Origin of the sequence: Psychrobacter aquimaris (genome assembly GCF_016107525.1) — a bacterium.
Lineage (GTDB): Bacteria > Pseudomonadota > Gammaproteobacteria > Pseudomonadales > Moraxellaceae > Psychrobacter > Psychrobacter aquimaris.
This window is the reverse complement of the sequence record NZ_JABASR010000013.1, coordinates 1-12427: the sequence shown is the minus strand read 5'-3', so window position 1 is coordinate 12427 and position 12427 is coordinate 1. Positions and strand designations below refer to the sequence as shown.

At 41.6% G+C, this 12427-nt stretch carries 9 protein-coding genes and 1 tRNA gene; 5 read left to right on the top strand and 5 right to left on the bottom strand.

Annotation, left to right across the window (positions count from 1 at the left end; all coding sequences use genetic code 11):
• Window positions 1-142 precede the first annotated feature (142 nt).
• Window positions 143-2080, top strand: coding sequence for a sensor histidine kinase (locus JFC10_RS11685; protein WP_198332938.1), 1938 nt, complete (start codon window positions 143-145; stop codon window positions 2078-2080).
• 311 nt (window positions 2081-2391) lie between these two features.
• Here JFC10_RS11685 and JFC10_RS11680 read toward each other — a convergent pair whose 3' ends face one another.
• Both JFC10_RS11680 and JFC10_RS11675 read right to left on the bottom strand, forming a co-directional pair.
• Entirely contained in the window at window positions 2392-3558 is a 1167-nt protein-coding gene (locus tag JFC10_RS11680) for a D-alanyl-D-alanine carboxypeptidase family protein (RefSeq protein WP_198332937.1), read from the bottom strand.
• Between the two features lie 747 nt (window positions 3559-4305).
• Window positions 4306-4740 carry an MCR_0457 family protein gene (locus JFC10_RS11675; protein WP_193011652.1) on the bottom strand — a complete coding sequence of 145 codons (435 nt, stop codon included), beginning with the start codon at window positions 4738-4740 and terminating at the stop codon, window positions 4306-4308.
• Window positions 4741-5336: 596 nt separating this feature from the next.
• Here JFC10_RS11675 and surE point away from each other — a divergent pair.
• From surE to modB, 4 genes are all read left to right on the top strand, one after another.
• Complete coding sequence (gene surE, locus JFC10_RS11670) at window positions 5337-6149, top strand: 5'/3'-nucleotidase SurE (protein ID WP_198332936.1); 813 nt, start codon at window positions 5337-5339, stop codon at window positions 6147-6149.
• A 249-nt stretch (window positions 6150-6398) separates the two neighbouring features.
• A complete protein-coding gene (locus JFC10_RS11665) occupies window positions 6399-7193 on the top strand; it encodes a M23 family metallopeptidase (protein WP_198332935.1) in 795 nt (264 codons plus the stop codon).
• A gap of 123 nt (window positions 7194-7316) precedes the next feature.
• Window positions 7317-8621 carry a lytic murein transglycosylase gene (locus JFC10_RS11660; RefSeq protein WP_193011655.1) on the top strand — a complete coding sequence of 435 codons (1305 nt, stop codon included), beginning with the start codon at window positions 7317-7319 and terminating at the stop codon, window positions 8619-8621.
• Window positions 8622-8997: 376 nt separating this feature from the next.
• Window positions 8998-9699 carry a molybdate ABC transporter permease subunit gene (gene modB, locus JFC10_RS11655; protein WP_198332934.1) on the top strand — a complete coding sequence of 234 codons (702 nt, stop codon included), beginning with the start codon at window positions 8998-9000 and terminating at the stop codon, window positions 9697-9699.
• Between the two features lie 52 nt (window positions 9700-9751).
• Here modB and JFC10_RS11650 read toward each other — a convergent pair whose 3' ends face one another.
• The 3 genes from JFC10_RS11650 to JFC10_RS11640 form a co-directional block, all read right to left on the bottom strand.
• A complete protein-coding gene (locus JFC10_RS11650) occupies window positions 9752-10750 on the bottom strand; it encodes a D-cysteine desulfhydrase family protein (RefSeq protein ID WP_198332933.1) in 999 nt (332 codons plus the stop codon).
• Window positions 10751-11001: 251 nt separating this feature from the next.
• Window positions 11002-11805, bottom strand: a complete 804-nt coding sequence (locus JFC10_RS11645) for a DUF5020 family protein (protein WP_227685815.1) — start codon at window positions 11803-11805, stop codon at window positions 11002-11004.
• Between the two features lie 536 nt (window positions 11806-12341).
• Window positions 12342-12418: transfer RNA gene (locus JFC10_RS11640), tRNA-Asp, on the bottom strand.
• Window positions 12419-12427: the final 9 nt, after the last annotated feature.

The following is a 12427-nucleotide window of genomic DNA, read 5'->3' as shown; positions in this document are numbered from 1 at the left end:
ATGTACTTTGTCGTGATGGCTATATCAGTCATCATGACATATTCATACATTATTAAGTTTTATTAATATGTTATATTTCCTTTACTACTCCTATAAAATACCTATACTATAATAAAAAGTTGTCTTAACTCAGTTGAGTGATATGAACAACCATCCCTCTCGAACCATTCCTACGTTTATCTGGCGCTCTGTCTTACAAGCCATTCTTTTGGCTGTGTTGGCTGGCTTCTTAATGTCTATTATTTATGGTTTATTACACCACTATAAAGAGAAGCGTCAACATATCCAGCAGCTGGCTACCCTGTTGACTGTTAGTGCATCGACAGCCGATGGTGCTGATATCGTGGCTGAGCAAGTGAGATTTTTGTTAGAGAGTGAGCCAAGCATTAGAAGTATTTTATTTTATTCAACCCCCCAACCTATTGATAATGTTAATCAATCTAGAGACGATTGGAAAAATGCTTTATTTGCAGATACGGTCAGTTTTAATTATCCAGTCACCAGCGCATCTGACGATGATGATAGCGCGCTAGATACATTAAAGGCCAGTCAGCAATCGTTTACGACTTCATCAGATGGCGAGTATAGATTATCAACGTCTGGTGAAGCTAATAAAAATAGCGCGTTAGTTGGCTATATCAATCTAACTTTAGATCTAAACACCTTGCGTTTAAATTGGTTCCGAGCCAATCTACTATTATGGCTTATCACTACGATACTGACGGTACTTTGGGTATTATACATTCTGCGCAAACTTCAATGGCCAGTCAGAGATATTAATGCTCTGAATGAAGTCTGCTACATCGTTGTGAAAAACCCAGAACTTGAGCAGTTACCAGTGATTCCACAGCTTTTTGAGTTTCAGGAACTGGTGCAAATTAAGCAAACTTTTACTACTTTGTTTGATCGTTTACAGAAAGTCAGAAAAGATTATGAAGCGCTGGCTGCTTTTGAGCAGCAATTGCATAACAAAGACATATCCCTTGATGTGCAGCTGCATAACTTTCAAAGTATGATAACCCATGAGCTAAAAACCTCGCTAAATGCTATCGTAGGCGGCTTGCAGCTGTTAGATTACGATACCCTCAACAGAGAGCAAAAAGATGCGGTCGAAATCATCAGTGATGGTAGTGACAAACTGGTGTCGTCGCTTGATCATATTATCCAATTGAATCAAATACAAAAAGGTCAGATGAATATTGATTGTATTACGTTCAACCCATTACAGTTGATCGCCGATCTGTTGGCAGAATATGAGCCTATTGCTCAGCAGAAAAGGCTAGAGTTAATTAGCCGCATTCATCATATAGACTACTGCCTTGAAGGTGATGCGGAAAAAATAAAACAAATATTATCGATACTACTGAACAATGCGATTAAATTTACCCCAGCGGGACAGGTGACTATTACGTCGCAATTGACCCATTTTGATAAAAGTAATCGCTGGCAAATCAGCGTGAAAGATACGGGTATTGGTATCGATAGCAACCATATTGATGATATTTTTAATCCATTTTTCCAAGTGGATTCATCACAAACTCGTCAATATGAAGGCTCAGGTGTTGGTTTGCCAGTCGTCAAGCAAATGGCTCAGCTTATGGGTGCTACTATAGAGGTAGATAGTACGTTAGGGTTAGGAACCCAGTTCATGCTAACTATATCGATGACCAATAAACATCAGTCTCGGCAGCAGCACTTATTGGCTGGATTGACTGTTATTTACTATTATTATCATGAGGTTGGATTTTTAGCGAAGGAGCTAGAGCGTTTAGGCGCTACGGTCATCTATCGCCAGCATGAAGCATTGGTTATAGATGAGATGAGTATAAGAAAGGTGAATATGGTGATGTTTGCAGAAGATATTTTTCCAAGTAAAGCTGCGTCGTTAGCCAAGCGTATTCGACAATTTGAAAGCGAGCATCGGGCTTTACTGGTATATTGGTATCCACCACATCGAGCGAAGCAGTTAGATAGTTTTGAGCATGGTTTAAAAGCGGCTGGTGTGGATTACTGTTATGGTGCCACTTATAAAGATAAAGCATTAAGCGACTTGCTTAAGCGCTGGTTGGTATGGAAGTAATAGAGTTACAGTATTTTTCATGTTTACGGTACTAACCTCGTTTAATGTACTCGATTGCCTTGTACTTATTTTAAATGGCTTTGACCATCGAATTTTCGAAAAGTGTGATTGCTCCTAACCTGCAAAATATGGTGAACGGTGTCAAACTTTCTTAGTCTACTAAATACCATGTTTACACCTGTTTCCTTATGACGCTGTTTTATAGGAATAATACAATTTCTGTGGTGAGTGAGGACATAAAAAAGACGCCCTGTTTTGAGGCGTCTTTTTTATTAGCAATATTCTTAAAAATAGCACTTTCCTGATATTTTTTAAAATAGGTTTTGTGCCCAACGTACTACACGCTGCCAAGTGCGGCTCATAAAGCCCGACTGTTCAATATCGCTGGTGGCTATAATAGGCACTGAAGCCACGGCTTTACCATCAATAACGGCCATCATTTTGCCAATTTCTTGACCTTTTTTGATGGGTGCTTCTAAGCTCTCAGGAATATCGACCACAGTCGTGATTTTATTTTTTTGCGTTTTGCTGGTCAGAATTTGTAGGTTATCTGCAGTGACTAACTCGACTTCATCGGCTTCACCGAACCATACCGGGACTTTGCTGACGAATTGTCCAGCAGGGGCTTTGGTGACGGTAGTGAAGTGGCCAAAGCCCCAATTAAGCAGCTCACGTGATTGATCGGCACGTGCTTGTTGGCTATCGGTTCCCATAATCACAGAAATCAGACGCATGCCGTCACGATTGCTTGAAGCCGCTAAGCAATAGCCTGCTGCATCAGTGTGGCCAGTTTTTAGACCATCAACAGTGGGGTCAGTTGCGAGTAGGGCATTACGGTTACCTTGAGTGATACCGTTATAGGTAAACTCTTTTTCTGAATAAATACCGTAATAGTCGCCGCTATTTTTAATAATAGCACGTGACAATTTAGCCAAATCTAGTGCTGATGCCTCGTGTCCTTCGTCAGGCATACCAGTAGAGTTGACGAAATGGGTATTTTCCATGCCAAGCTTTTCTGCCTGTTCATTCATCAAGATAGCAAATGAGGCTTCACTACCAGCGATATGTTCCGCCATGGCTTTTGAGGCATCGTTACCTGATTGAATGATAATACCGCGTAGCATGTCAATAACACTAGCGGATTTATTTACCGGCACATACATGCAAGACTGGCTGCTGCTACCACGGCACCAGGCATTTGGACTCATTATGACTTGGTCGTCTTCTTTGAGGTCACCTGATGCTAAGCGCTGCTCAATGATGTAGCTGGTCATCATTTTCGTCAAAGACGCTGGCGGTAGCGACTCATTGGCGTTTTTTTGCGCCAAAATCTCACCAGTATTATAGTCCATCAATACATAGGCGGTATTATCCATCTCAGGCGGCTGTATGGCTGCGTTTGCCATCACTGCACTCATAGAGATACTCACACCAACTACCAGCTGCACCAGCTGATTTTTTACACGCTTTACTGTCATATATCGTTACACCGCATCATGAAACCAAATGTATCTATCGCTTGTGCCCCGTACTAAACCTCATGCATTCTTTCAAGTAGCCTGTCTTAAACATTCTTTTTAAAAACAATGTATTAATAAGAGTAGTGATGGCTGAGCGACAGACATAAAATTAACGCCTTATCTTAGCAAAATGCCAACCGATGGGGAATCGATAAATACAAAAAAAGACCCGATTAAAAAGAAAGCGTGGCTAGGAGCAAACGTTTGCTCAGACTAGGAGTGTCCTTAATTTAAACAAAAGCGACTAAATGCGCTAAAGATGGCTAAGTCTTGTCAAACTGTGTCAAAAAGCTGGTCAATATCTCGACGTTATCTGTGCTATTTCCCTTGCTTAACTGCAATTTCTCTCATTTTTATTAACCTTTTCAAAATGAGGACATGCTCTAGGACTACTACAATGTCCCGAATAAAACAATTTGACTGTCATAAAAAAGCCTGCTGCATCACCTGTAGATTTCAACAGGATTACAGCAAGCTTTTTATCCTTATAAGTTTGATGAACAAGCTTATAAGTTATGGCTAAATAGCTCATGTTCAGCATTCTAAAATAGATAATACCATGATTTATTATCATTGATTATAGCTGGCTTTATCAATCTAAACTCAACGCTGTGGCTTATTTATTGTAGGCGATACAATAGGGGGTATGATAAGCAAGCCAATTATAACGTTGTGATTATTAGGCTTACTTATGACGTTCCGCTACTAGTATTCAGCATTCGCTAAATCTTCGCATAGAGCTTTATTTTCTTGTTTGGAGAAACCCATTGTCCAACTACGAATGCCTTGTAATATCTGGCGATAATCTTGCTGGGTTGATAGATATTGGATCGCTGCTTTCGGATCTTCTAAAGACGGCATCAATTCGTGAAGCTGCACAGTATAAGATTTATAAAAGCGCTGTTTTTGTTTGCCATTGAGCATCGGTGGGCATATCTCTGATAGTACTTGCATGACCGCAATTTCATGTTTAGTGACATTGATGCCAGACATATCTAGAGGTATGGTGGTGGCGGGATTGTTCGCCGCAAAGGATGCTTGAGATAGCATGGCAACAGACGTTATCAGTCCTGCAAGACCAACTTTCGACGCCGTCTTTGCTATCACAGAAGCTACAGATAATATCGATTGATTTTTCATTCAGTATTACACTCGCTTATCTTTATTTAATGGTGATATGTTAATGGGTAAAAAAACAAAAGTCACATAAAATATTGATTTATGTGTGGATATCTTGTGAGCCAAAGCTCTTTTTTAGCAACATATCAGTAGCATAGACTCATAAGTTACGTCAGCATGAAAGTATAAGTTCATATTGTTGTACGTTGTTGCCTATTGTAACGTCACGCCAAGAATTTCTGCTGTTATTGATACCGAAATCGTAGGGATGAAATCATAAATCAGGTGGATTCTGCGCAAAGACAGGGTTCGTGTCAGCGTACTATTAGGGTATAATCGCCCACAATTATGGTTGCATTAGCGCTTTGCTATAGCAATTTTCTCATATAAATATAGTGTCACTTTATATGGATTGTGGTGTTGGATTTTTTTTATTTTATAGCAAATCCAACTGCCATTTATCACATATTGTGTATGCAGAAAAAGCCAATGTAAATGCAAGCATCGAAAGTATCGTTAAAGAATCTAACCTCTATTTGCGGGTCTGATTATAGCAATTTTATGATGATAAAGTTCATAAGTGGACAGACGGTCATTAATGAGTATATTGAGTGAAAATGAAGTTTTTAATTAGTAATGATGATGGGGTTTATGCGCCAGGCCTGTTGGCACTATATCAAGCACTGTCTACGATGGCAGAGGTGGTAGTGGTCGCGCCAAACAGTGAGCAAAGTGGCTGCGCGAGTGCCTTGAGCCTCTCGACGCCATTATATACTCATCAATTGGATTCTGGTTTTATAGCGGTAAATGGTTCGCCAGCGGATTGTGTGTATTTGGCGTTACATGAGTTGTATCGTGATACGCGTTTTGACTGCGTGATTACTGGCATTAATTCCGGCGCCAATCTTGGTCAAGACGTTTTATTTTCAGGTACCTTTGGTGCTGCATCAACCGCACAGCTCTTTGGAATACCTGCCATTGCGACCTCCCTAGTGGGCGGCGGCGTCAAAGGAGAAGGGCAAGAGCAGGCCAGTCATTATCAAATGGCGGCAGCTGAAATTGTTAAAGTATTGATAGAAACACCGATATTAGATGCTTGCAAAAATTTGCCCTATCATGTATTAAACGTTAATATTCCTGATGTGGATAGTGCTGATGATATCAAAGGTCGGAAAATAACGGCGTTAGGGCACCGTCAGATTGCGCGTCCTGTACATCATGTAGTCGATCCACGCGGGCGCGATGCTTATTGGTTGTCGCTACGTAAACGCCCACATGAGTTGCCATTAGAAAATGAAGGTTTGCAGTCCTTTGCAACAGATATGACGGATGATCAAGCGGTAGCGGCGGGTTATATTAGTCTATCGCCAGTGCGCCTGCATCATACCCCAGCAGACACGCTTAAAACGCTGTCGGCGTTAATGCTATAAATTTACGCTGCCAAAATGCGTCAAACTGCTGGTCAATATCCTGATATTATCTGCGCTATTTTTCTTGTTTGGCTGCCATTTGTCTCATTTTTATCACCATTTTCAAAATGAGGACATGCCTTAGAAAATGATTTATCATCGAATCATTAATGGTGGTATTTGCCGAATACTAAACGGTATAAAAGTTAGCAAAATGCTTGTGAGTAACACAAGGAGTTTGTGAGTAACATAAAGAATAGGAAATCTTGTATGAAGAAGCTTATTGCTGGATCTCGCTTTGTAACAGTGGCGTTGATAGGTACTTTAACAGCAGCAACGTTAACGATGGTGGGCTGTGCAACCAAGCCTACTTACCAATCAGCCAACCAAGCGGGACCTAAGATTATTACCAATGCACAAGGCGTTCCTAACTACCATCGCGTACAGCGTGGCGATACGGTCAGCCAGATTGCTGAGCGCTATCGTCTCAGTTACCGTCAAATCGGTTCGCTGAATGGTTTGGACAGTAAATATACGATTTATAGTGGTCAATGGCTCAAGCTGTGGCAAGCTACACCAGCCAATAACAGTCGTTATAACGCGTCTACAACGACACAGCCAACGTACACACCACCTGTAACGAGCGTGCCTAATAATAGCTCGCAAAGCCCTGTATACGAAGTGACGGCTAACGCAACGTCAGGCTATGAATATCCAAGTCGCAATCAAGTGACCCGTAACTTTGATGCGGCAGCGGGCACGATGGGTATGTGGTTTGCCGGTAATATCGGTGATCCAGTACTTGCTAGCCAATCTGGCACTGTACTGTACTCGGGCGATGGTCTGCCAGAGTATGGCAATCTTATTATGATTCGTCATAGTGATAATTACATCACTGCTTATGCGCATAATAGTCAGCTACTGGTCAAAGAAGGCGATGCTGTACAGCGCGGCCAGCGCATTGCAAATATGGGTAATAGTGGCGAAACCAATCAGGTCGGTTTAGAGTTCCAAGTGCGCTTAAATGGTAATCCTATTGATCCACGTGCGGTACTGGGGCGTTAAATGTGATGCCAAGTTGTGACTGATTTGGCGAGCTTAGTGGCTTTATTCAGAGTGCTTGAATAAAGCCACCTTAACTAAATCGGTTTATTTGAGTTGCTTTACTTATTCATACTTGAGAATTTTATGATGTTAAAAAAACAATATCTTGCCCTGTTTCCTGCGTTAGTGATGGTTGGGTGTACCAGCCAACAGGCGATGCAAAAACCTAGCAAACCCGTGCGTCAAGGCAACGTTCAGATTACCCAAACTCAAACCATTCAAGTGAAACCAACACCGAAGCCCGTCATTAAGCCGCAGCCAGTGGCAAAGCCAAGTTATAACAGCTTCTCTGATTGGAAGTCGGATTTTTCTATGCGGGCGATTTCATCAGGTCATGATGCAGCGACGGTGCGTCGTCTACTTGATACGGCTTATTTAAATCAACAAGTCATCTCCCTTGACTCAGGACAGCCAGAGTTTTCTAAGATGCCATGGGAATATGTTGATTCTGCCGTCTCTGATGGGCGTGTGAGTACTGGTAAGCGTAAGTTTGCCGAGCAACGGTCATTTTTGTCGCAATTAGAATCGCAATATGGTGTCAATGCAGAAATAATCGCTGCTATTTGGGGTATGGAGTCGTCATACGGCGTGGTGACGGGTAATAGCAGTATACCAAGCTCGCTTGCTAGTCTGGCTTATGATGGTCGCCGCCAAGAATTTGCCGAAACTCAGTTGTTGTCATTAGCGACGCTATTGCAACGCGGTGATGTGTCTTGGTCGCAGCTGGATGGCTCTTGGGCAGGTGGCATGGGGCAAACGCAGTTTATTCCTGATACTTGGCTGAAGCATGGAGTGGATGGCGATGGTAATGGTCACCGCAATCCATGGTCAACAAGTGACGCATTGGCGTCCACCGCTAATTATTTGAGCAATTCAGGTTGGGTTCGGGGTCTAGCGCCATTTTACGAAGCGACTGTTCCTGCCTCATTCGATTATTCCGTGGTTGGTAGTAAGCAGCCTGCCGCGAGATGGGCGGCGATGGGTGTGGATACGATAGCTGATGTCTATTTGGATGCCAATACCGAAATGGAACTGTGGCTACCAGCGGGCAAGGATGGTCCAGTGCTGCTACTCAGCCCAAACTTTGATGTGATCAAGGTTTATAACAACTCATCGAGCTATGCGCTAGGTGTCAGCTTATTGGGTAAAGCGCTTGCTGGTCAGGGCGGATTACAGAAGTCATGGCCGCGTTATGAGCGTCCATTATCTACAGCGCAAGTACGAAATTTACAGCAGCGTTTGACCAACTCAGGTTACGATACCAAGGGCGCTGACGGTATCGTGGGCACCAATACTCGATTGGCGTTCCAGCGCTGGCAAGCAGACAATGGTCAGACTCCAGACGGCTTTATCACTCAGCGTAGTGCGTCATCGTTGGCCTCGTGGTGAAGCATATTGATAGAACGATTTTTGACTAGCATTGATTCTAATATTACCGTGTTAAAAGAAATTTTTTAACCATCATTTTTGACCGTAATATTTACTACGATGAGCTTAGTGAATACAATAAAAAAGCACCTTATTAGGGTGCTTTTTTATTTTACGCTATGATTATTTTGCAACAGACTATAATCTTGTTAGGTTTTAATAAATAATATCGACACAAGAAGACTGATACTGTGACTGATAAACGCTACAATATTTATTTATAAACCAGTTATTCATAAGTGCTTCAATTATATTTGTCTATTCAATCGTATATCATTAGATACAATATACCCTTTATCCTCATAACCAATGGCAACGAGCAACGAGCAATGACATTATGATAGACCCGTCTCTTATGTCAGACATGCTTAGCCCATTTTGGGTAAGTATCAAGCTTGCCAGTGTCACTACCATCTGTCTATTACTGTTCGCAACGCCTGTGGCTTATTGGCTCGCTAAGCCCAGCCGCAGGAAAGTGGTGGCACGTCTTAAAGTCTTGCTTCTGGGTATCATTGCCATGCCATTGGTTTTGCCACCTACCGTCATCGGCTTTTATCTGTTATTACTGTTAAGCCCTAGTGTCGGTATTGGTAAATGGCTTAGCGAACATAATATCAGCCCCTTGATATTTACCTTTGAAGGTCTGGTCATTGGTTCTATTATTTACTCCTTGCCGTTTTATATTCAACCTGTTTACGCCCAATTTTTACGTATTCCACAAAGCGTGATGGAAATGGCACATTTATTGGAGCCAAGCCGTTTTAAACGGTTTTTCAGAGTCGCTCTACCACAAGTGCGTGTTGGTATTGTGCTCGGCAGCTTAATCAGCTTTGCCCATACTATTGGTGAGTTTGGTGTGGTTTTGATGATCGGGGGTAGTATATCCGATGAGACTAAAGTGGTCTCGATTGCGATATACGAGCAAGTAGAGGCGCTGAATTACGAGGCAGCACACATGATGTCTGGAATTCTAATTATTATTGGAGTGATTATGGTGGCGTTGATCGCTAGTGTGAGCAGGCTGAATCAACGCTCATAAGGTTTCAGTTAATACATACAGATCGAGTTAATGAATCAATAAGCTGATTTATCTATTTTTTAATCATATCTAAGTCATTTGAGTAGGCAAATAAAGCAGGCGCCCCGCCAGTATGCCAAAATAAGACACGATCGGTTTTCTTGATTTTGCCAGAACGAATCATATCTATGAGTCCGCCCATCGCACGACCTGTATAGACAGGATCTAAAAGTATGCCTTCTGTTTGAGCCGTCATCGCAATGGCTTCATTTTCTAATGTACCAACCACGCCATAACCTTCGCCTACATAATCAGAGTTGAGTATTAAATCGGTCTCTGAAAACTGATGATCGGCACCGATGAGGGAGGCAGTGCTATTGGCGAGCGCGAGGGTATGTTGATCAAAAGGCACTTTGTCTGTTTCACCTTTATCGATATTGATACCTACGATTTGTGCGGGCGAGTTAAGCATTTTTTTGCCAAGCATCAAGCCTGCTTGTGTTGCACCAGAGCTAGAAGCAAAAACGATATGAGTAAATGATACGTCCATGCTTTCACGTTGCGATTCCAACTCTTTAAAAGCTTCTACAAAGGCTAAAGCACCCAGCTCATTGGAGCCGCCATAGGGTATGACATATGGTTTTTTACCTTGTTTTATTAACTGCTCAAATATTTTAGGAATGTCTTCTCCTTTGCGATTGGCACCTGCCCAGTAAATATGCGATCCAAAAACTTTGTCTAATAAAAGATTGCCACTTGTTTGTTCGGGCTCTTCTCCGCCCAATACTAAATAGCAGTCAAGTCCCAAGCTTGCTGCTGCCGCCGCAGTTTGGCGACAATGGTTTGATTGTGCGGCACCTGCCGTAATCACGCTATCAGCACCTTGAGCAAGGGCATCACCCATGATAAATTCAAGCTTACGGGTTTTATTTCCACCCAATGCCAGACCCGTGTTGTCATCTCGTTTCATAAAAATAGTAGGTCCATCAAGCGCTTTACTCAATCTGCTGAGTACTATCAATGGAGTAGGGAAGAAGCCCAATGACTGTCTGGGTATGTGGTTATATTCCATATTTTGTCCCTTTTATAATAAGGAAATGTTGAATAAGTTTGAAACATATCCATTGATAAAGTCACTTAAAGAGGATTGTTTAGCGGATATGAATAGCCAATAATTATACGTCGTAACAGCCTTACAAACCGTATGGATGCGTATCCAGCTTGAGAATCAGTGGAATCCTAAGTGTTAATCTACTACATATAAAATAAATAGTTGAGAGCTATTTTAGAACTATTCGTCAAACCAGTTAAACAGTTAAACGGTTAAAAATGAAACTTCACTAGAGCGCTAGGCACATTTTGAGTTGTATCACTGCCATACTTATTTTTCCAGTAGCTATATTCCATACCGACTTCTAAGCGATTATCAATGCCTAATAGTGGTTGTAAGTTATACTTTATTTGTGGATTGATATGTAGTTGGTTTTTTAAGTCATCGTTGTTAAAAGAGTAGTCTACATAACCATCTACCACAAAATTTTTTTTCTCCCAACCGTAAGTTAAGGTGATTTGCTGGTCATCATCAGTATTATCATTGAAGACATGATACAAGGAAGCTGAGGCGTACTTCATACCTGCGATAGGGACATTCAAATCTGCCCCTAGCCCTATCATATAGTTGTCTTGGCTAAAGCCTTTGCTGTTCGAGCCAAACTCATATTGACCCGCTAGATTGAGCTGCTTGATAAAGCTATCATCGAACGTTGTAAGCTTAAGCTTGGGTGCAAACTCGCCATACGTTTCTTTAAATCTATTGTTTTCAATATCATTTGCGCCTTGATGACGATCGACGAAGAAAAATACGCCGCCCCAGCTGTGGGTAGATGCGTGCTCCAAAGTGATGGTCGTTAATTCTCCGTCTTTTACCATTTCATAGTCATTACCATAAAGTACAGAAAGACTGGTATTGGTGAAAAGCACCTTTGCATGGCTGCTACTCATCGTCCCCAAGGCAACGAGCGCGGCTAAAGCGGTGGTTAATGAGCTGCTGAAAAATAATTTTTTCTGAATATTGGTCCTACATAATTGGCTAGCCAGTGGCAGGTTTGCAAATAAGTGATAACGCACAGTAATATTCCTTTATATATAGTGGGTCACCCTAGCAGGCTGGATATATGACAGAGACGCGTTTTAACTTCCTGTCAAATCGGGTCAATGCTGCTAAGGATGAAGCGCGGTCAATTTTTGATAGCAATCTAAAACAATGAAGATAAATGCTATAAAGATAAGTATTGTTAAAAATACAAAAAATGCTCTGTTGGCTATATTATTCGCAATAATTCTTAACACTTTGAAACAGTTAAGCATGTTTTATAATGACTGACAACCATAAGCTGGCGCAGAATAATGGTCTATCAAGCGTTCTAAGTATTTGATATTTGCTAAGTTTATGATTTTATTAAATTAACTGACTAAATGGTCAGCTTTATTTTTTGTAAAGAAGGAGATGTGTTGAAGTAGCTGGTAGGGTGGTTTGGGATAAATAATATGAGAGGAAAATGAGTAGGGGTATGACAGAATCAATAGACACAAAAAAACCCCAAACAATCTAATGTTTGAGGCGAAACTTGCTTAAACTCGAAAGTCTAAATTCGTTTTAAATATGGCGCAGCGGACGGGACTCGAACCCGCGACCCCCGGCGTGACAGGCCGGTATTCTAACCAACTGAACTACCGCTGCTTAGGTCGT

Excerpts from the sequence above, each read along its gene's own strand:
- JFC10_RS11685 (WP_198332938.1), top strand. The coding sequence starts at position 143 with ATGAACAACCATCCCTCTCGAACCATTCCTACGTTTATCTGGCGCTCT.
- JFC10_RS11680 (WP_198332937.1), bottom strand. The coding sequence starts at position 3,558 with ATGACAGTAAAGCGTGTAAAAAATCAGCTGGTGCAGCTGGTAGTTGGT.
- JFC10_RS11675 (WP_193011652.1), bottom strand. The coding sequence starts at position 4,740 with ATGAAAAATCAATCGATATTATCTGTAGCTTCTGTGATAGCAAAGACG.
- surE (WP_198332936.1), top strand. The coding sequence starts at position 5,337 with ATGAAGTTTTTAATTAGTAATGATGATGGGGTTTATGCGCCAGGCCTG.
- JFC10_RS11665 (WP_198332935.1), top strand. The coding sequence starts at position 6,399 with ATGAAGAAGCTTATTGCTGGATCTCGCTTTGTAACAGTGGCGTTGATA.
- JFC10_RS11660 (WP_193011655.1), top strand. The coding sequence starts at position 7,317 with ATGATGTTAAAAAAACAATATCTTGCCCTGTTTCCTGCGTTAGTGATG.
- modB (WP_198332934.1), top strand. The coding sequence starts at position 8,998 with ATGATAGACCCGTCTCTTATGTCAGACATGCTTAGCCCATTTTGGGTA.
- JFC10_RS11650 (WP_198332933.1), bottom strand. The coding sequence starts at position 10,750 with ATGGAATATAACCACATACCCAGACAGTCATTGGGCTTCTTCCCTACT.